The sequence below is a fragment of the Thauera aromatica K172 genome, assembly GCF_003030465.1.
In the GTDB taxonomy this organism is placed as follows: domain Bacteria; phylum Pseudomonadota; class Gammaproteobacteria; order Burkholderiales; family Rhodocyclaceae; genus Thauera; species Thauera aromatica.
The window spans coordinates 1,824,175-1,845,247 of sequence record NZ_CP028339.1; the positions used below are offsets into that span (position 1 = coordinate 1,824,175).

The following is a 21,073-nucleotide window of genomic DNA, read 5'->3' on the forward strand; positions in this document are numbered from 1 at the left end:
GGGGCGCCAGCCGGCCTGCCCAGGCCGTTGCCGCTTCAGCAGATACGTTCCCAGAGATTTTGTTCGTCTTCGAAGCGGTCCAGCTCCAGGCCCTTGAAGTCGCTGCGCGAGACGATGCCGACGACCTTGCCTTCCACCACCACCGGCAGGTGACGGTACCCGCCATCGCACATCATGTGCAGGGCTTCGATCGCCGTGCGCTCGGGGGCGATGGTGTCGGGGTCCGGTGTCATCGCTTCTGCCAGCCTGGCGCTGGCCGGGTCGCCGCCGCGGGCGATGATCTGCACCGCGTCGCGGCCGGTGAATACCCCTTTCAGGTGGGCGTGGGCATCGGTAACCAGCACTGCGCCGACGTTGCGTTCGCACATTTTCCGACATGCGGTCTGCACCGTATCTGCAGGGCGCAACATCAACGGATTCTGGTCCTTGACGATGAATGAAACGTTGCGATTGCTCATGGCGTGCTCCCGATCGATAGCCTGCCTCCCTGCTTTCAGCCTATGCCGAAAGCGCGCCGGCGATATTGACATTCGTTAACATCGCCGCACTCTGTGTCGTGTGTCCGGCGCGCTTCGGTCGCGGCTCTTGAAGCGCGCCGAACGCGCCCCACATAACGAGTCAGTCAAACGTTCCTGAGGACGCCCTCCATGCGCTTCGACAAGCTCACCACCAAGTTCCAGCAGGCCCTGCAGGATGCGCAGAGCATCGCCGTGGGCAACGACCAGCAGTTCATCGAGCCGCTCCACCTGCTGCAGGCGATGCTCGAGCAGGATGACGGCGGCACCGTCTCGCTGCTGCAGCGCGCCGGGGTCAATGTGCCGCCGCTGAAGAACGCGGTGGCGAAGGCGATCGGCCGCCTGCCCAAGGTCGAAGGCCATGGCGGCGAAGTCAGCCTCGGCCGCGATCTGAACAACCTGCTCAACGTCACCGACCGCGAGGCGCAGAAGCGCGGCGACCAGTTCATCGCCAGCGAGATGTTCCTGCTCGCGCTGTGCGAGGACAAGGGCGAAGCCGGTCGGTTGCTCAAGGAGTACGGCCTGGCGCGCAAGGCGCTCGAGGCGGCGATCGAGGCCGTGCGTGGCGGTGCCGGGGTCGCCAGCCAGGACGCCGAAGGCCAGCGCGAGTCGCTCGCCAAGTACTGCCTCGACCTTACCGAGCGCGCCCGCAGCGGCAAGCTCGATCCGGTGATCGGCCGCGACGACGAGATCCGCCGCGCGATCCAGATCCTGCAGCGGCGCACCAAGAACAACCCGGTGCTGATCGGCGAACCGGGCGTGGGCAAGACCGCGATCGTCGAGGGCCTGGCCCAGCGCATCGTCAATGACGAAGTGCCCGAGACGCTGAAAGGCAAGCGCGTGCTGTCGCTCGACATGGCGGCGCTCTTGGCCGGCGCCAAATACCGCGGCGAGTTCGAGGAGCGCCTGAAGGCGGTGCTGAAGGAGATCGCGCAGGAAGAGGGCCGCATCATTGTCTTCATCGATGAGCTCCACACCATGGTCGGCGCGGGCAAGGCCGAAGGCGCGATCGACGCCGGCAACATGCTGAAGCCGGCGCTCGCGCGCGGCGAGCTGCACTGCATCGGCGCCACCACGCTCGACGAGTACCGCAAGTACATCGAGAAGGACGCCGCGCTCGAACGCCGCTTCCAGAAAGTGCTCGTAGACGAACCGACCGTGGAAGCGACCATCGCCATCCTCCGCGGCCTGCAGGAGAAGTACGAGATCCACCACGGCGTCGACATCACCGACCCGGCGATCGTCGCCGCCGCCGAATTGAGCCACCGCTACATCACCGATCGCTTCCTGCCCGACAAGGCGATCGACCTCATCGACGAGGCCGCGGCGCGAATCAAGATGGAGATCGATTCCAAGCCGGAAGTGATGGACAAGCTCGACCGCCGCATGATCCAGCTCAAGATCGAGCGCGAGGCGGTGAAGAAGGAAAAGGACGAGGCTTCGCAGAAGCGCCTGCAGCTGATCGAGGACGAGCTCGCCAAGCTGCAGCGCGAGTATAACGACCTCGAGGAGATCTGGAAGGCGGAAAAATCGAAGGCTGCCGGCTCCGCTCACGTCAAGGAAGAGATCGATGCGCTGCGCGCGCAGATGGCCGAGTTCCAGCGCCGCGGCCAGCTCGACAAGGTCGCCGAGCTGCAGTACGGCAAGCTGCCGCAGCTCGAGGCGCAGTTGAAGCTGGCCGAGCAGGCGGGCGAGAATGCCGCGCCGAACAAGCTGCTGCGCACCCAGGTCGGTGCCGAGGAGATCGCCGAGGTGGTGTCGCGCGCCACCGGCATCCCGGTGAGCAAGATGATGCAGGGCGAGCGCGAGAAGCTGCTGCAGATGGAAGACAAGCTGCACCAGCGCGTGGTCGGCCAGGACGAGGCGGTGCGCCTGGTGTCGGATGCGATCCGGCGTTCGCGCGCCGGTCTGTCGGACGAGAACCGGCCCTACGGCTCCTTCCTCTTCCTCGGCCCCACCGGCGTGGGCAAGACCGAGCTATGCAAGACCCTGGCGAGCTTCCTGTTCGACTCCGAGGAGCACCTGATCCGCATCGACATGAGCGAGTTCATGGAGAAGCACTCGGTCGCGCGCCTGATCGGCGCGCCGCCGGGCTACGTCGGCTACGAGGAGGGCGGCTACCTCACCGAGCAGGTACGCAGGAAGCCCTACAGCGTGATCCTGTTCGACGAGGTCGAGAAGGCCCACCCCGACGTCTTCAACGTCCTGCTCCAGGTCCTCGACGACGGCCGCATGACCGACGGCCAGGGGCGCACGGTGGACTTCAAGAACACCGTGATCGTGATGACCTCCAATCTCGGCAGCCAGATGATCCAGCAGATGGCGGGCGACGACTACGGCGTGATCAAGCTCGCGGTGATGGCCGAGGTGAAGACCTACTTCCGCCCCGAGTTCATCAACCGCATCGACGAGGTGGTGGTGTTCCATGCCCTCGACGAGAAGCACATCGCCGGCATCGCGCGCATCCAGCTCCAGCATCTGGAGAAGCGCCTGGCACGGCTGGAGATGGCGCTGGAAGTCAGCGACGCGGCGCTGGCCGAACTCGCCGAGGCCGGCTTCGACCCCGTGTTCGGCGCCCGGCCGCTGAAGCGCGCGATCCAGGAGCGGATCGAGAACCCGCTGGCGAAGGCGATCCTGGAGGGGCAGTTCGCGGCGAAGGACCGGGTGCGGGTGGATGTCCGGGATCGCCGCCTCCTGTTCGAGCGTGCCGCCTGAGCATTTTGCCTGAGCGCTTCGCCGTGGCGTTTGCGGGCGGGAGAAGGCGCGAACGGCTGCAGCACGCCGCTGATGCGCTTGCCGGGACGCCGGGACAGGGGCAGAAAATCCGGCAGATGCGCTAAACTGCCGCCTTTGTGCGCGTCCTTGCGCCATGCCGGGCGCGCCCGATTGCGGCTGCATCCGGCTGGCTGTGCCCGCACGCATCTTCCCCCTTCCTTGCCCCTTCTACGGAAATCGAGATGTTCGAGGCCATTCGCAACAACAAGCGGGTTGCCCAGTTGATTCTGGCGATCCTCATCGTTCCCTTTGCCTTCTTCGGCATGGATGCCTATTTCAGCGACTCGCCCACCGGCAGCGAGGTCGCCACCGTGGGCGGAACCGCGATCAGCGCCTACGAGTTCGACCAGGCCCTGCGCGAGCAGCAGGATCGTCTGCGCGCCAATGCCGGCGGCCAGCTCGATCGCGCGCTGCTGGAGTCGGCCGAGCTGCGCCGGGCGGTGCTCGACAATCTGGTCAACCAGCGCGTGCTCGCCTTGTACGCGGCGGAAAACCGCTTTGTGGTCACGCCGCAGCAGCTGCAGGAGACCATCACCGCGGTGCCGGCGTTCCAGGAGGAGGGGCGCTTTTCGCTGCAGCGCTACGAGGCGGTGGTGCGCGCCCAGGGCATGACGCCGGCGAGCTTCGAGGCCCGCCTCGCCCAGGACGTGCGCGTGCAGCAGATCGTGACCGCGCTCGGTGATGCCGGCCTGGTGCCGAAGGCTTCGGCGCAACGTTTCATGAATGCTCAGCTCGAGGAGCGCAAGGTCCGCGAACTGCGCTTCCCGGTCGCGCGCCTGGCCGCCGATATCGCCGTTGCGGACGAGGAGGTCACCGCCTTCTACGAAGCGAATCCGGCGCGCTTCGAGCGTCCTGCGCGGCTGCAGGCCGAATACCTGGTGTTCGACCGGGCTGCGGTGGAGCGTCGGGTCGAGGTCGGCGAGGATGCGGTCCGCGCTTTCTACGAAGGCAATCCGGAGCGTTTCGGCGTTGCCGAAGAGCGTCAGGCCCGCCACATCCTGCTCGCGCTCGAAAGCGGGGCCGACGAGGCGACGGTGGAAAAGGTCATGGGCGAGGCGCGCGCGCTCGTCGATACGCTGCGCAGCGACCCATCCCGCTTTGCCGACATCGCCCGTGACAAGTCGCAGGACCCGGGTTCGGCCGGGCGTGGCGGTGACCTCGGCTTCTTCGGCCGCGGGATGATGGTGGGCGCGTTCGAGGATGCGGTGTTCGCTCAGGAAAAGGGCCGGATCGGCGATCCGGTGCGCAGTGAGTTCGGCGTCCATATCATCCAGGTCACCGACATCAAGCCGGCCGCGGTGAAGCCCTTCGACGAGGTTCGCGAGGAGATCCGCGCCGAGCTGCGAGCGCAGGAAGCCGGCCGCCGCTTCGCCGAGCTGGCCGAGCAGTTCGCCAATACGGTGTACGAGCAGCCCGACAGCCTGGCGCCGGCGGCGGAGGCGCTCGGCCTGGAAGTTCGAAGCAGCGACTGGATCTCGCGCAGCGGAGGCAGTGAGCCGTTCGCCAACGAGCGCCTGCTCGAAGCCGTGTTCTCCGACGATGCGGTGAAAAACGGACGCAACACCGAGGCCATCGAGGTCGGAAACGGGACCTTGGTGTCGGCCCGGGTCAAGGTCTTCGAAGCGGCCCAGCGCCTCCCGCTCGATGAGGTGCGCGCGCGCATCGTCGACGAGCTGCGCCGTGAGCGCGGCCAGCGCCTGGCCGCCGAGCAGGGCGCGCAGACGCTCGCCCGGCTGCAGCAGGGCGAGCCAGCGACGGCCGCCTGGAGCGAGGAGCGGAGCTTGCAGCGCGGCGCTCCGGGCTTGCCGGCGGCGGCCATGCAGGCGGTGTTCTCCGCGCCGTCGACGGCGCTGCCCGCCCATGTCGGCGTCAGCCTGGCCGAAGGAGACTACGTCATCTACCGCATCGAGGCGGTCGAGCGTCCGCAGATCGCGGCGGACGATCCGCGCATCGGCGCGGTCGCCGCGCAGTACGGACAACTGCTCGCGGCGCGCGATTTCGGTGCTTTCCTGGCCTCGCTGCGCCAGCGCTACGAGGTCGAGATCAAGCCCGCGGCGCTTCAGCCCCAGCAGTCCCAGTAACGCCGCTCCTGGCGCTGCGGGCGCGGCCCGGCATGCGCCGGGAGCCGTGCGGCGCGTGCCCGCAGCACGGCGCGTGCGTGCAAAACGGGGGCGGTCAGTTGTCCTGACCGCCCCCGTTCCGATTTTTGCTGCGGGTTTTCTGTGGCAGAGACTACTGCGGCAGAGGCGCGGCGTTGCCCAGCGCGGTGGTGTTGAAGCCGCCGTCGACGTACATCACCTCGCCGGTGATGCCGCTGGCGAGATCCGAGCACAGGAACGCGGCGGCGTTGCCGACTTCCTCGATCGTCACGTTGCGGCGCAGCGGCGCGTTGTGCTCGTTGAACGACAGCAGCTTGCCGAAGCTGCCGATCCCGGAGGCCGCCAGGGTCTTGATCGGGCCGGCGGAGATGGCGTTGGCGCGGGTGCCTTCGGGGCCGAGGGTGACGGCAAGGTAGCGCACCGAGGCTTCCAGGCTGGCTTTGGCCAGACCCATGATGTTGTAGTTGGGCATGGTGCGTACCGCGCCCAGGTAGGACAAGGTCAGGAGCGCGCCGTTGCGGCCTTTCATCAGCGGGCGGGCGGCCTTGGCCAGCGCCGGGAAGCTGTAGGTGCTCACTTCCTGCGAGATGCGGAAGGCTTCGCGGGTCAGGCCGTCGAGGAAATCGCCTTCGAGGGCTTCGCTGGGAGCAAAGGCGATCGAATGAACCAGGCCGTCGAGCCCGTCCCAGTGCCGGCCGAGCTGTTCGAACAATTCGTTGAGTTGGGCATCGTCCTGGACGTCGAGGGGGAAGATCAGCTCGCTGCCGAATTCGCTCGCCATTTTGGCGACGCGGTCCCTGAAACGCTCGTTCTGGTAGGTGAAAGCGAGCTCCGCGCCTTCGCGGTGCATGGCCTTGGCGATGCCGAACGCAATCGAACGGTTGCTCAGCAGCCCGGTGATGAGGATTCGTTTGCCGGCGAGAAAGCCCATGGGTGAGACTCCGAATGACAAGGAGCGGATTATAGCCAAATCCCTGCCCACGGCATGTCCTTCCGATCGCACCGCCGTGCGAAACCTGCCAGAATCCGCTCTGTCCTTGATTTTGCCACTTGCACGTGCGCCGATTTTTCCACTCCCTTTATGCTGTTTTCCGCTTCAGCGCTGAGATCCGCAGGTGCGGTCCGGCGCGCGCGCGCGCCGGCTGCGGCGGCCTGCACCCGCGCTCGGTCCTGCTGCCAGCGCTGGCGGCGGTGTTCCTCGGGGGCTGCGGTTCGGCGTGGAACGATCCCTATCCGGCGCGCGAGCGCGGGGCCAATATCTTGTATACCGCGTTCACCGAGCGCCCCAAGCATCTGGACCCGGTGCAGTCCTACAGCGAGGACGAGGCGAGCTTTCTGTACCAGATCGTCGAACCTCCGCTGCAGTACCACTACCTGAAGCGCCCTTACGTGCTCGAGCCGGCGACGGCCGACGGCATGCCGGCGCTGCGCCGCTACGATCGCTCCGGGCGCGAGCTTGCCGCCGGCGCCGACGCGGCGGCGGTCGCCCGCACGGTGGTCGAGGTGCGCATCCGCTCCGGCATTCTCTACCAGCCGCATCCGGCCTTCGCCGTCCGGGAGGATGGCCGCCCACGCTACCTGGATCTCGAACCGGGCGATCTGCGCGCGGTTCGCGGGCTGGGGGATTTCGCCGCGACCGGCACGCGCGCGCTGGAGGCCGGCGACTACGTCTATCAGATCAAGCGTCTCGCCGATCCGCGCCTGCATTCGCCGATTTTCGAGCTGATGGCCGAGTACCTGCCCGGGCTGAAGACGCTGCAGGCCGAACTGGCCGCAGCCTTGCGCCTGCAGGAAGGGGGCGACGGGGCGGAGCCGGCTTCGCCCTGGCTCGATCTGCGCCGCTTCGAGCTGCCCGGCGTCGAGGTGGTGGATCGCCGTACCTACCGCATCACCTTGCAGGGAGCCTACCCGCAGTTCCTGTACTGGCTGTCGATGCCTTTCTTCAGCCCGGTGCCGCCCGAGGCCGACCGCTTCTTCAGCCAGCCCGGCATGGCCGAGCGCAATCTGACCCTGGACTGGTGGCCGATCGGCACCGGCCCCTACATGCTGGTCGAGAACAACCCGAACGCGCGCATGGTGCTGGCGCGCAACCCGAACTACCGGACCGACCCCTATCCCTGCGAAGGCGAGCCGGGCGATGCCGAGGGCGGGCTGCTTGCCGACTGCGGCAAGGCCATGCCTTTCGTCGACCGCGTGGTGTTCTCCCGCGAGCGCGAGGGCATTCCGTACTGGAACAAGTTCCTGCAGGGGTATTACGACGCTTCCGGCGTCTCCTCGGACAACTTCGACCAGGCGGTGACGCTGACCAGCCAGGGCGAGGTCTCGCTGTCGGAAGAGATGGAGGCGCGTGGCATCCGCCTGCTGACTTCGGTGTCGCCGTCGATCTTCTATCTGGGGTTCAACATGCTCGATCCGCTCGTCGGCGGGGGGGCGTCGAACGCCGACAGGGAGAAGGCGCGCAAGCTGCGCCAGGCGATCTCGATCGCGCTCGACATGGAAGAGTTCGTGTCGATCTTCCTCAACGGCCGCGGCCTGCCGGCGATGAGCCCGCTGCCGCCGGGAATTTTCGGCGCGCGCGCAGGGCGGGCGGGGATGAACCCGACGGTGTACGAATGGCGCGACGGCGAGGGGGCGGACGGCGGACGGCCGCAGCGGCGCAGCCTCGAGGTCGCCCGCCGCCTGCTGGCCGAGGCCGGCTGGCCCAACGGCCGCCATGCGCAGAGCGGCGAACCGCTGGTGATCCACCTCGACACCACGCCCGGCGGGCTCGGCGACAAGGCGCGCTCGGACTGGCTGGCCAAGCAGTTCCGTGAACTCGGCGTGCAGTTCGTCGTGCGCCCGACCGACTTCAACCGCTTCCAGGACAAGGTCCGCCAGGGGAACGCGCAGCTGTTCTTCTTCGGCTGGAACGCCGACTATCCCGACCCGGAGAATCTGCTGTTCCTGCTCCACGGCCCCCAGGGCAAGGTCAGGTTCAACGGCCAGAACGCGGCCAACTACGAGAATCCCGAATACGACGCGCTGTTCGAGCGCATGAAGGCGATGCCCGACGGTCCGGCCCGGCAGCGGATCATCGAGCGCATGGTGGCACTGCTGCAGCACGATGCGCCGTGGGTGTTCGGCTTTCACCCGATGTCGTATTCGCTGCAGCACGGCTGGGTGGAGAACCGCAAGCCGGGGGCGATGGTGCGCAACACGATGAAGTACCAGCGTATCGACGTCGAGCGCCGCGCCGCCGCGCGTGCGCAGTGGAACCGGCCGGTGCTGTGGCCGCTCGCCTTGCTCGTCTTGTTGCTCGCCGCGCTGGTCGCGCCGGCGCTGATCCACTGGCGGCGGCGCGAGGCGGCGACCGCGGCGCCGGCTGGCGCGGGCGAAGGCGGGGGAGGGCGCTGATGCTGGCGTATCTGCTGCGCCGCGTGCTGTATGCGGTCCCGATCCTGATCGGGGTGAATCTGCTGACTTTCGTGCTGTTCTTCGTCGTCAATTCGCCCGACGACATGGCGCGCATGCAGATCGGCGTCAAGCGCGCAACGCCCGAGGCGATCGAGCGCTGGAAGGCCGAGCGCGGCTACGACAAGCCGATGTTCGTCAATGCCGAAGCGCATGGCAGCGCGCGCTTCACCGAAACGATCTTCTTCGACAAGTCGCTGCGCATGTTCGCGCTCGAGTTCGGCCGCGCCGACGACGGCCGCGACATCGGCCAGGAGATCCGCGACCGCATGGGGCCGTCGCTGGCGATCGCGGCCCCGACCTTCATTCTCGGCCTGCTCGCCTCGATCAGCCTTGCGCTGTTGCTGGTGTTCTTCCGCTCCACCTACCTGGACTTCTGGGGGGTGGTGCTGTGCGTGGCGATGATGTCGATCTCGAGCCTGTTCTACATCATCGGCGGGCAGTGGCTGGTGTCGAAGATGTGGGCGCTGGTGCCGATCTCGGGCTATGCGCCGGGGCTGGACGCGGCGCGCTTCCTCGTGCTGCCAGTGCTGATCAGCGTGCTCGCCGGGATCGGCTCGAGTGCGCGCTGGTACCGCACGATCTTCCTCGAGGAAATCTCCAGGGACTACGTGCGCACCGCGCGGGCGAAGGGCTTGTCCGAGCTTGCCGTGCTGTTCCGCCACGTCCTGCGCAACGCCCTGATCCCGATCCTCACCGGTGTCGTCGTCGTCATTCCGCTGCTGTTCATGGGCAGCCTGCTGGTCGAGTCCTTCTTCTCCATTCCGGGCCTGGGCAGCTACACGATCGACGCGATCAACGCCCAGGACTTCGCCGTGGTGCGGGCGATGGTGTTCATCGGCTCGGTGCTGTACATCGTCGGCCTGGTGCTGACCGATCTCTCCTATACGCTGGTCGACCCCCGGGTGAGGCTGGAATGAATGCGTCGATGGGCTTCCAGCCGGTGCTGTTGTGGACCGACCTGCTGCTGTTCGCGCTGCTCGGCGTTGCGCTGCTGGGCGCGCTGCATGCGCACCGCCAGCCGCCGCTGCGCGCGGCCTGGCGCAAGGTGGGTCGGCGCCCTGCGGGGATGGCGGCGGCGACTGTGCTGCTCGTCTTCGTCGCGCTCGGCGTGCTCGACAGCCTGCACTACCGTCCGCAACTGCCGCCGCTGGCCGCGCTCGAAGGGGGCACGGGTGCGGCTTCGGCGGCGGTCGGAAGCGGGGCGGAAATCGAGGGCGGGGAGGAACGCCGGAGTGCGGCGGCGCCGCCCGCTGCGGTGTATTCGACCGAGGTGCTGTCGCTCCTCGACGCCTTGCTGGCGCCGCTGCGCGTGCACACCGAGAAGACCTATTCGGCGCCGTTCGCCTGGACCCTGTACCAGCGTGAAATCGTGCACCTGGAAGATGGCCGGCAGATCCGCGACTACCCCCGCCTCGCGCACGGCAGCGCTCATCTCGCCGATCCGGAGGCGGAGCGTGCCGACGATATCGCCACCCGGATGCTGGCCGCGCTGGGCCAGGCGCTGCTCGCCTGGGGCGGGGGCGTCGCCCTGCTCGTCGGCCTGATCCGGCGCGGCAGCGGCCAGGGCTGGGGCGAGGCCGCACGCGCCCTGGCCGCAGGGCGCACGGTGCTCGCCTGGCGTGCGGCGCTGCTCACGCTGGGCATCGTCGTGCTTGTCGCTGCGCTCTGCCTGCATCTTGCGCCGGCGTACCACGTGCTGGGGACCGACAAGGTCGGGCAGGACGTGCTCTACCTGGCACTCAAGAGCGTGCGTACCGCGCTCGTGATCGGCACCCTGACGACGCTGGTGATGCTGCCGTTCGCGGTGGCGCTGGGAATTGCCGCGGGCTATCTCGGAGGCTGGGTCGATGACGCCGTGCAATACGTGTATACGGTGCTGAACGCGATTCCCGGCGTGTTGCTGATCGCGGCGGCGGTGCTGATGATGCAGGTCGTCATCGACACCCACCCGCAGTGGTTCGACACCGCCGCTGAGCGCTCGGATGCGCGCCTGCTGGCGCTGTGCCTGATCCTCGGCATCACCAGCTGGACCGGTCTCGCCCGCCTGCTGCGGGGCGAGACGCTGAAGCTGCGCGAGCTGGAGTACGTCCAGGCCGCGCGTGCCTTCGGGGTCGGTACGCCGGTCATCCTGCGCCGCCACATCCTGCCCAACGTCATGCATATCGTGACGATCGCGCTGGTGATGGATTTTTCCGGGCTGGTGCTGGCCGAGGCGGTGCTGTCCTACGTCGGCATCGGAGTCGATCCGACCACGATCAGTTTCGGCACCATGATCAACATGGCACGCGCCGAGCTGGCCCGCGAACCCATGGTGTGGTGGTCGCTGGCGGCGGCCTTCGTGTTCATGTTCGTGCTGGTGCTGGCGGCGAACCTGTTCGCGGATGTCGTCCGTGATGCGTTCGACCCCCGCCGCTAGCCGCTGCCGGGACCCCTGCAGACCGGCATCCAGAACCATGAGTGGGCGCGGCGACTCTCACCCGAGGTGACGGCCCGGAGGCGGAAAGGCTGCGGGCGGGAAGGCACACGGCCGGCCGATAAAATACATACAGGACATCCCCCGATGAGAGAGCTGAAGTTCGACAACCGCTTCGTCCATGAACTACCGGGCGATCCGGAAAGCGGGCGCCATGTGCGCCCGGTGCATGAGGCCTGCTACTCCCGCGTCGACCCGCTGCCGGTGCGCGCACCGGCGCTGCTGGCCTGGTCGCGCGAGGTCGGCGAGTTGCTTGGCCTCGATGAAGCGGACGCGCGCAGCCGCGAGTTCGCCGAAGTATTCGCCGGCAACCGCCTGCTGCCCGGCATGGAGCCATACGCCGCCTGCTATGGCGGCCACCAGTTCGGCAACTGGGCGGGGCAGCTCGGCGACGGGCGGGCGATCACCCTCGGCGAAGTGATCAACCGCCGCGGCGAGCGCTGGGAACTGCAGCTCAAGGGCGCAGGCCCCACGCCGTATTCGCGCCATGCCGATGGGCGCGCGGTGCTGCGCTCCTCGCTGCGCGAATTCCTCTGCAGCGAGGCGATGCATCACCTGGGCGTGCCGACCACGCGCGCGCTGAGCCTGGTCGGTACCGGTGAAGAGGTGGTGCGCGACATGCTCTACGACGGCCACCCCCGTCCCGAGCCGGGCGCGGTGGTGTGTCGGGTGGCGCCTTCCTTCATCCGTTTCGGCAGCTTCGAGATCTTTGCTTCGCGCGGCGAGGAAAGCGTGCTCGAGCACCTGATCGACTTCACCATCGCACGCGATTTCCGCGAGCTGGCGGGCGAGACCGATCCCGCCCTGCGCCGGGTGCGCTGGTTCGAGGAAGTGTGCCGGCGCACCGCGGTGATGGTCGCGCACTGGATGCGGGTCGGCTTCGTGCACGGCGTCATGAACACCGACAACATGTCGATCCTCGGCCTGACGATCGATTACGGCCCCTATGGCTGGATCGACGACTTCGACCCCGACTGGACGCCGAATACCACCGACGCCTTCCACCGCCGCTACCGCTTTGGTGAACAGCCCCGGATCGCGCACTGGAACCTGTGGCAGCTGGCCAATGCGATCTATCCGGTGGTCCGGGATGTGGATGCGCTCGAGCGCGGGCTCGCACTCTATGCCGAGGTGTACGAAGCCGAGCATCGCCGCCTGATGCGGGAGAAGCTCGGGCTGACACGGTCGGTGGACGGGAACGAGGGCGGGGCCGGCGGTGCGGATGAAGCGCTGCTGGGCGATCTGCATCGCCTGCTGCGGGAAGGGGAGATGGACATGACGCTCTTTTTCCGCCGCCTGGCTGCGTTCGATCCCGCGGCGGTGCAGCCGGGGCTGTTCGACGATGTCTTCTACGATGCGGCCCGGCGTGAGGCGAGTGCCGGCGAGCTGGAGCGGTGGCTGCAGCGCTATGCAGCGAGGCTTGAGGGGGAGGGGGTTGCGCAGGCGCTGCGCAGTGAGCGCATGAACCGGGTCAATCCGCTCTATGTGCCGCGCAACTACCTTGCGCAGCAGGCGATCGACGCCGCCGAGACCGGGGACCTGTCCGTGCTCGAGCGGTGGCTTGAAGTGCTGCGCCACCCTTATACCGAGCAGCCGGACGGCGAACGCTTTGCCGGGAAACGCCCGGATTGGGCGCGCGACAAACCCGGCTGCTCGATGCTGTCGTGCAGCTCCTGACTGCGCTGCGGCCTCCATCTTCCGGCGCGCCGGGCGCGATACTCCCTTTGATCGGGGTGACTAGTTCTTTCGGCCTATGTCCAGATGCAAAAACCTGCACAATGGATCCGCTGAAAGAGGTATCCTTCCCACTTATCCCCCTATTAATGGAGCGTTTCCGTGTCCAGCGTCGCCCTCAGACAACCCGTCGAAGGGACTTATCACCTGCGCAAGATCGCTCCGCCGGTCTGCGTTCGCGACGCGCTGGCCGAAATTCCCATTCTGCGCGCCGCCGGGGCGCAAACGCTGGATCTGCTCGCCGATGGTGCCGAGTTCGTATCGGTGCCCTCGGGAAACTCGATCTTCGAGCGCGAATCCCTGCCGACCGGCCTCTTCCTGGTCTATTCGGGCGCCGTCCGCCTGATGGCGCTCGGGCCGGATGGGCGCGCGCGCGTGGTCGAGATCTTCGAGCCGGGAGGGATGTTCGGTGAACTCGGCGTGTTTACCGGTCAGCGCTATCGCACCTGGACGCAGGCAGTCGGGCGGACGGTGCTGATCCATGTCCCGTGCGAGCGCGTCGTGCAGGCGGTGGCGATTGACAATCCGCTGTCGAACCGCATGCTGTCTGCGGTGTGCGCGCGCATCCAGCGCCTGGTCGATAGCATCGGCTGCACTTCTTCGGGCGGCGCGGCGGCGAGGGTCGCCTCCTATCTGCTCGAACTCGACGAGCGTGCCGCGCGCCCCGAGGGCCCTCTGGTCCTGCCGGCGCCGAAGAACACCATCGCGTCCCTGCTCAACCTGACGCCCGAAACCCTGTCGCGCGTACTGCGCAACATGAGCGACGAAGGCGTATTGACCGTGAGCGGGCGGCGCATCCGGATTCGCAGCCGCGCCCAGTTGCGCCGCATGACCGCCGCCGACCCAGGGGCCGCAGCCGGCTGAGCCTCCCCCGTCCGCCCATGCTGCGGCGGTTCCGTGGTTGTCCATGAGGCGGATCACCGCTGCGCCGGCCGGATTCGCGCCGGCGCCTCTTTCCTGTATACCCCTCGCACCGGCGAGGACTAGTTATTTAGAACTAGTTCCCGCCGCTAGCTCGCTCGTTTTCTCCTGCTTTTGGCGAATGGTCGCGGCCGGGCTATGCGCCTATCCTGCGGCGCAATGACCCGGGGAGCGTCCCGGGAGCGACCGGAGAGGGAATACGATGGTTTCTCGCAAGCGTCAGCAGCTATCCGTGCTCATCATGAGCACTTTCGCATTTACGGTTTGCTTTGCGGCCTGGATGCTGTTTGCGGTGATCGGCATTCCGATCAAGGAAATCCTCGCGCTCAACGAAACCCAGTTCGGTCTGCTGGCGGCGACGCCGGTGCTCACCGGCTCGCTGATCCGCTTGCCGCTCGGCATGCTGACCGACAAGTACGGCGGGCGCATCGTGTTCTTTGTGCTGATGCTGTGCACCGTGCTGCCGATCTACCTGATCTCGCACAGCACCGAGTACTGGCATTTCCTCGTCGCCGGTCTGTTCGTCGGTCTCGCCGGCGGCTCCTTCTCGGTCGGGATCGCTTATTGCGCGCGCTGGTTCGAGCGCCAGAATCAGGGCTTCGCGATGGGGGTCTTCGGCGCCGGCAACTCGGGGGCGGCGCTCACCAAGTTCGTCGCTCCGGCACTGGTGGTCGCCTTCGGCTGGCAGGTCGTTCCTCAGGTGTATGCGGTGGCGATGCTGGTCACCGCGCTCGCGTTCTGGTTCTTCTCCTACGACGATCCCGAGCACCGCGTTCATTCGTCGGTGACCTTCCGCGACCAGCTTCGGGTGCTGAAAGACCCCAGGGTGTGGAAATACTGCCAGTACTACTCCATCGTGTTCGGCGGCTACGTCGGGCTCGCGCTGTGGATGACCAAGTACTACGTTGCCGAATTCGGCCTGGGACTCGAGGTCGCGGCATTGCTCGCGGCCTGCTTCTCGCTGCCGGGCGGCGTGCTGCGCGCCGTGGGGGGCTGGCTGTCGGACAAGTACGGTGCGCACAAGGTGACCTGGTGGGTGATGTGGGTGTCGTGGATCTGCCTGTTCCTGCTGTCCTATCCGCATACCGAGTTCTCGATCCGTACGGTCAATGGCGTGCGCAGCTTCGAGATTCACCACAACGTGTGGTTCTTCACCCTGCTGATGTTCATCGTCGGTGTGGCCTGGGCGTTCGGCAAGGCTTCGGTGTTCAAGTACATCTCCAATGAGTTTCCGCGCGACATCGGCGCCGTCTCCGGCATCGTCGGTCTGGTGGGCGGCATGGGCGGCTTCCTGCTGCCGATCATGTTCGGCGCGCTGCTCGATCTGACCGGGGTGCGCTCGAGCGCCTTCATGCTGCTCTATGGCGTGACCTGGGTTTCGCTGATCTGGATGTATCTCACCGAAGTTCGCCGTGCCGACGTGCTCGATGGTCATGAGATCGCGCAGCAACCGGCCAAGGCCTGATTCAAGCAATTACGACAACGAGGAGTCGGTTACATGAAAGCAGCGAACGCCGCCGCCGCGGTAGCGCCGGTCAGCACCAGTTCGGTCGATATCGCCGACTGGCGGCCGGAGGACGAAGCCTTCTGGCGGGAGAAGGGGGCGCAGATCGCCAGTCGCAACCTGTGGATTTCGATTCCCAGCCTGCTGTGCGGCTTCGCCGTGTGGCTGATGTGGGGCATCATCACGGTGCAGATGGCCAATGCCGGCTTCCCGTTCAAACCGGACGAGCTGTTTACCATCGCGGCCATTTCCGGCCTCTCCGGTGCCACGCTGCGCATTCCGGCTTCGTTCTTCATCCGCATCTGCGGCGGGCGCAATACGGTCTGGCTTACGACCGCGCTGCTGATGATTCCGGCTTTCGGTACCGGTATCGCGCTCCAGGACACCAGCACGCCGCTGTGGGTGTTCCAGCTGATGGCGCTGCTCTCGGGGATCGGCGGCGGCAACTTCGCCTGCTCGATGTCGAACATCAGCACCTTCTTCCCGAAGCGCTTGCAGGGGACCGCGCTCGGCCTCAATGCCGGTCTGGGCAACTTCGGCGTCACCACCATGCAGTTGCTGATTCCGGCGGTGATGACGGTCGGCCTGTTCGGCGCCATCGGCGGCGATGCGATTCCGCTCGTGAAGGATTCGGCCACGCTGATCGGCAAGATCGCTGCGGGAACGCCGACCTTCGTCCAGAACGCCGGCTTCGTCTGGCTGCTGCTGTTGGTGCCGCTTGCGGTGATCGGCTGGTTCGGCATGAACAACCTGCTGACGGTGTCGCCCAACATCGGCTCCACCGGCGCGGCGATGGGCAAGATCGTCCTGTTCTACGGCATCGCACTGGTGGTTTCGGCGATCGGTCTGTATCTGTACCTGCCGGCGCCGAGCGGCAGCGGGCTGCTTTCGGGCAACGGCATGTGGGTGGTGCTGCCGCTGGTGATCGTGGGCACGCTGTACGGCATGAAAGCGGTCGCCACCGGCGAGATGAAGGCCAACCTGAACAAGCAGTTCGCGATCTTCGGTAACAAGCACACCTGGTCGATGACCGCGCTCTACGTCGTCACTTTCGGCTCCTTCATCGGTTTCTCGATGGCGCTGCCGCTGTCGATCACGGTGATCTTCGGCAATACCCATGTGTTCGACGCCGGCACCCAGGCCTGGGTCCATGCGAAGAACCCGAACGCGCCCTCGGCGCTGATGTACGCCTGGATCGGTCCCTTCGTCGGCGCCCTGATCCGTCCGGTGGGCGGCTGGATTTCCGACAAGCTGGGCGGCTCGATCGTCACCCAGTGGATTTCGATCGTGCTCGTCATCGCTTCGGCGGCGACCGGCTACGTGATGTTCCTCGCCTATCAGTCGGCGACGCCCGAAGAGCACTTCTTCACCTTCATGGCGCTGTTCGTGGTCCTGTTCGCCGCGTCCGGGATCGGCAACGGCTCCACCTTCCGCACCATCGGCTTCGTCTTCGACCAGGATCAGCGCGGTCCGGCATTGGGCTGGACCTCGGCGGTGGCAGCCTACGGCTCGTTCATCGCTCCGGTGGTCATCGGCGGCCAGATCAAGGCCGGCTCGCCGGAGAACGCGATGTACGGCTTCGCGGTGTTCTACGCCCTGTGCGTGGTCATCAACTGGTGGTTCTACCTGCGCAAGAACGCCTACATCCGCAACCCCTGAACATTTTTCACCCTTCGGATCACCGATCGCCTTTCCGTATCGGAACGACGACTTGAAAGGAGTAAACCATGAGTCATTTTCTCGATCGCCTGAGGTTTTTCGACAAGGTCAAGGACACCTTCTCGAACGGGCACGGCATCGTCACCAATGAAGACCGCAACTGGGAGGATGCCTACCGCAACCGCTGGCGCCATGACAAGGTGGTGCGCTCCACCCACGGTGTGAACTGCACCGGTGGCTGTTCGTGGAAGATCTTCGTGAAGAACGGCCTGGTGTCGTTCGAAATGCAGCAGACCGACTATCCGCGTACCCGCGAGGATCTGCCCAACCACGAGCCGCGCGGCTGCCAGCGTGGCGCCTCGTTCTCGTGGTACCTGTATTCGCCGCACCGCATCAAGCACCCGATGATCCGCGGCCGCCTGCTCGACCTCTATCGTGCCGAGCGCAAGGCCGGCCGTGACCCGGTCGAGGCCTGGGAAGCGATCCAGAAGGATCCGGCCAAGCGCGACAAGTACGTGCACGTGCGCGGCCTGGGCGGCTTCGTGCGCACGAGCTGGGACGAGGTCACCGAGATCGTCGCCGCGGCCAACGTGTACACGATCAAGAAGTGGGGCCCGGACCGCATCTACGGTTTCTCGCCGATTCCGGCGATGTCGATGATTTCCTACGCTGCCGGCGCGCGCTACCTGTCGCTGATCGGTGGTGCCTGTGGCTCGTTCTACGACTGGTACTGCGATCTGCCGGCGGCTTCGCCGCAGGTGTGGGGCGAGCAGACCGACGTGCCGGAAGCGGCCGACTGGTACAACTCGACCTACCTGATCATCACCGGCGCGAACCTGCCGATGACCCGTACTCCGGACGCCCACTTCGCCACTGAAGTGCGTTACAAGGGCGCCAAGATCGTGTCGATGGCCCCGGACTATGCCGAGTACGTGAAGTTCGCCGACCTCTGGATGCCGGTCAAGCAAGGTACCGACGCCGCCGCCTTCCTGGCGATGGGCCATGTCGCGCTGAAAGAGTTCTACATCAACAAGCAGGACCCGTACTTCCAGGAATACGCGCGCAAGTACACCGACCTGCCGATGCAGGTCATCCTGCGCAAGCATGGCGAAGGCTACGTCAGCGACCGCAACCTGCGTGCCTCCGACTTCGACGGCAGCCTCGGCGAAGCCAACAACCCCGAGTGGAAGACCATCGTCTTCGACAAGAAGAGCGGTCGCTATATTGCGCCCAACGGCTCGATCGGTTTCCGCTGGGGCGAGGAAGGCAAGTGGAACCTGCTCGAGAAGGCCGGTGCCGAGCAAGGCGAGACCGAAGCCGAACTGTCGTGCATCGACAGCCGTGACGACGTCGTCTCGGTGGGCTTCCCGCACTTCGTGCCGGGCGAGAAGGAACTGCTGTACCGCAACGTGCCGGTGCGTCGCCTGAAGCTGGCAGACGGCGAAGAGGTGTTTGTCACCTCGGTGTTCGACATGCAGATCGCTCAGTACGGCATCGACCGCGGCCTCGGTGGCGGCAACGTCGCCAAGTCCTACGACGACGCCAACGTCGCCTACACCCCGGCCTGGGCGGCGAAGCAGACCGGCGTCAAGGCCGCCGACCTCGAGCGCACCGGCCGCGAGTTCGCCGATAACGCTTCGAAGACCAAGGGCCGGTCCATGGTCATCATGGGCGCGGCGATCAACCACTGGTACCACAACGACCTTGCCTACCGTTCGATCATGAACCTGCTGCACATGTGCGGCTGCGTCGGTCAGACCGGCGGTGGCTGGGCGCACTACGTGGGGCAGGAGAAGCTGCGTCCGCAGGCCGGCTGGGCGCCGATCGCCTTCGCCCTCGACTGGCAGCGTCCGCCGCGCCACATGAACTCGACCTCCTACTGGTATTTCCATACCGACCAGTGGCGTTACGAGACCATCAACGCCGACGAACTGCTGTCGCCGGCCGGTCGCAACCGCAACAAGGGCTCGTCGCTCGCCGACTACAACGTCAAGGCCGTCCGCATGGGCTGGCTGCCGTCGGCGCCGCATTTCAACCGCAACCCGATGGAACTCGCCGCGGAAGCCGAGCGTGCCGGTGCCAGCGATGAGGCGAGCGTGTCGAAGTATGTCGTCGATCAGCTCAAGTCGGGCAAGCTCGACGTCGCCTTCGCCGACCCGGACGCCGAGGAAAACTGGCCGCGCAACCTCATCGTGTGGCGCGCCAACCTCATCGGTACTTCGGCCAAGGGCCACGAGTACTTCCTCAAGCACCTCCTCGGCGCCCAGAACGGCGTCATGCAGGAAGGCGGTGCCGGCAACAACTGCAAGGAAGTGAAGTGGCGCGAGCACGGCCCCACCGGCAAGCTCGACCTCATGGTGGACATCAACTTCCGCCTGAACTCGACCGGCGCCTACTCCGACATCATCCTGCCGACGGCGACCTGGTACGAGAAGAACGACCTCAACACCACCGACATGCACCCGTTCATCCACCCGCTGGGTGAGGCGGTGACTCCGGGTTGGGAGTCGAAGTCCGACTGGCAGATCTTCCGCACCCTGGCGAAGACCTTCACCGGGCTGGCCGCCAAGCACCTGGGCACCCGCAAGGACATCGTCGCGCTGCCGATGCAGCACGACTCGGCACAGGAACTGGCCACGCCGATGGGGGTGGGCAAGGACTGGAAGCACGGCGAGTGCGAGCCGATCCCGGGCAAGACGATGCCGCTGCTCAAGCTGGTGGAGCGCGACTACAGCCAGATCTACAACAAGTACATCGCGCTCGGCCCGCTGATGGTCAAGCTCGGCAACAACGTCAAGGGCATCGACTGGGATACCACCCAGGAGTACGAAGAGCTCAAGAAGTGCAACTACCCGGTGCAGGTCGAAGGCGTTTCGAAGGGCATGCCTTCGCTCGAGGAAGACATCTACGTCTGCGACTCGGTGATGCGCATGGCGCCGGAAACCAACGGCGAAGTGGCGCACAAGTCGTGGAGCGCGCTGTCGAAGAAGACCGGTATCGACCACCATCACCTGTATGCCGGTCGCCACGAGGACAAGATCACTTTCCGCGACATCGTCGCCCAGCCGCGCAAGATCATCACCGCGCCGACCTGGTCGGGGATCGAGTCCGAGACCGTGTCCTATACCGCCGGGTACACCAACATCCATGAGCACATCCCGTTCCGCACCCTGACCGGCCGTGCCCACTTCTACCAGGACCACGAGTGGTTCCTCGACTTCGGCGAAGGCTTCTGCGCCTACAAGCCGCCGGTCGACCTGAAGGCGCACGAGATGGTGCCCGACAGCGTGAAGAAGAAGCCGCACCTGACCCTGTCGTGGATCACCCCGCACTCCAAGTGGGGCATCCACTCCAGCTACCAGGACAACCTGCGCATGCTCAACCTGTTCCGCGGTGGCCCGTACGTCTGGCTGTCCGAGGACGAGGCGGCGAGCATCGGCATCAAGGACAACGACTGGGTCGAGGCGATCAACGGCAACGGCGCCACGGTGTGCCGTGCGGTGGTGTCGCAGCGTATCCCGCGCGGCATGGCGATCATGTACCACGCGCAGGAAAAGAACGTGAACGTGCCCGGCTCGAACACCACCGGCAAGCGTGGCGGCATCCTGAACTCGGTGACCCGCGTCATCGTCAAGCCGACCAACATGGTCGGCGGCTATGCGCAGCTGTCCTACAGCTTCAACTACTACGGCACCGTCGGTTGCCAGCGTGACGAAGTCGTGGTGATCCACAAGATCGAGGACCAGGACATCGACTGGCTGGAGCGTCCGCTGACGCCTGAACGCGAAGCCCAGCGCAACCCGGTGGGTATCGGCAAGAAGTAAGGAACAAGGGTCGAGGTGCGGCGGGGACGCCGCACTGCCCCCCTCCGGGAATCCGCAAACGTAAGAGCTTTCGGGCGAGATCGGGCAGTCACGGGAATCCCGGCTGCCGGATGCTC

The 21,073-nt window shown here is 66.2% G+C and carries 12 protein-coding genes; 10 read left to right on the forward strand and 2 right to left on the reverse strand.

Annotated features, from left to right (window positions below; genetic code table 11):
* Positions 1 to 35 precede the first annotated feature (35 nt).
* On the reverse strand, positions 36 to 458 hold the full coding sequence (locus Tharo_RS08670) for a CBS domain-containing protein (RefSeq protein ID WP_107220850.1): 423 nt from the start codon (positions 456 to 458) through the stop codon (positions 36 to 38).
* Between the two features lie 189 nt (positions 459 to 647).
* Here Tharo_RS08670 and clpB point away from each other — a divergent pair, with 189 nt between their 5' ends.
* Together clpB and Tharo_RS08680 are read left to right on the forward strand one after the other, a co-directional pair.
* Entirely contained in the window at positions 648 to 3,230 is a 2,583-nt protein-coding gene (gene clpB, locus Tharo_RS08675; protein ID WP_107220851.1) for an ATP-dependent chaperone ClpB, read from the forward strand.
* A 242-nt stretch (positions 3,231 to 3,472) separates the two neighbouring features.
* A complete protein-coding gene (locus Tharo_RS08680) occupies positions 3,473 to 5,371 on the forward strand; it encodes a SurA N-terminal domain-containing protein (protein ID WP_107220852.1) in 1,899 nt (632 codons plus the stop codon).
* 151 nt (positions 5,372 to 5,522) lie between these two features.
* Here Tharo_RS08680 and fabI read toward each other — a convergent pair whose 3' ends face one another.
* Positions 5,523 to 6,320 (reverse strand): enoyl-ACP reductase FabI, encoded by a 798-nt coding sequence (gene fabI / locus Tharo_RS08685; protein WP_107220853.1) that lies wholly within the window; start codon positions 6,318 to 6,320, stop codon positions 5,523 to 5,525.
* Positions 6,321 to 6,571: 251 nt separating this feature from the next.
* On the opposite strand from fabI, the gene Tharo_RS08690 reads away from it, so the two are divergent.
* The 8 genes from Tharo_RS08690 (at position 6,572) to Tharo_RS08725 (ending at position 20,957) form a co-directional block, all read left to right on the forward strand.
* On the forward strand, positions 6,572 to 8,782 hold the full coding sequence (locus Tharo_RS08690) for an ABC transporter substrate-binding protein (RefSeq protein ID WP_107222363.1): 2,211 nt from the start codon (positions 6,572 to 6,574) through the stop codon (positions 8,780 to 8,782).
* Positions 8,782 to 9,759: an ABC transporter permease gene (locus tag Tharo_RS08695; RefSeq protein WP_107220854.1), complete on the forward strand. Its 978-nt coding sequence runs from the start codon at positions 8,782 to 8,784 to the stop codon at positions 9,757 to 9,759. Before Tharo_RS08690 ends, Tharo_RS08695 begins: the two co-directional genes overlap by 1 nt.
* Before the next feature lie 8 nt (positions 9,760 to 9,767).
* On the forward strand, positions 9,768 to 11,258 hold the full coding sequence (locus Tharo_RS08700) for an ABC transporter permease (protein ID WP_107220855.1): 1,491 nt from the start codon (positions 9,768 to 9,770) through the stop codon (positions 11,256 to 11,258).
* 144 nt (positions 11,259 to 11,402) lie between these two features.
* Positions 11,403 to 12,992, forward strand: coding sequence for a protein adenylyltransferase SelO (locus Tharo_RS08705; protein WP_107220856.1), 1,590 nt, complete (start codon positions 11,403 to 11,405; stop codon positions 12,990 to 12,992).
* 159 nt (positions 12,993 to 13,151) lie between these two features.
* Positions 13,152 to 13,913 (forward strand): Crp/Fnr family transcriptional regulator, encoded by a 762-nt coding sequence (locus Tharo_RS08710; RefSeq protein ID WP_245880860.1) that lies wholly within the window; start codon positions 13,152 to 13,154, stop codon positions 13,911 to 13,913.
* A 298-nt stretch (positions 13,914 to 14,211) separates the two neighbouring features.
* The gene (locus Tharo_RS08715) at positions 14,212 to 15,435 is read left to right on the forward strand and encodes an MFS transporter (protein WP_245880861.1); all 1,224 of its coding nucleotides are present in this window, start codon (positions 14,212 to 14,214) and stop codon (positions 15,433 to 15,435) included.
* 33 nt (positions 15,436 to 15,468) lie between these two features.
* Entirely contained in the window at positions 15,469 to 17,133 is a 1,665-nt protein-coding gene (locus Tharo_RS08720) for an MFS transporter (protein ID WP_107220858.1), read from the forward strand.
* A 68-nt stretch (positions 17,134 to 17,201) separates the two neighbouring features.
* The gene (locus Tharo_RS08725) at positions 17,202 to 20,957 is read left to right on the forward strand and encodes a nitrate reductase subunit alpha (RefSeq protein ID WP_107220859.1); all 3,756 of its coding nucleotides are present in this window, start codon (positions 17,202 to 17,204) and stop codon (positions 20,955 to 20,957) included.
* The last annotated feature ends 116 nt before the right edge of the window (positions 20,958 to 21,073 follow it).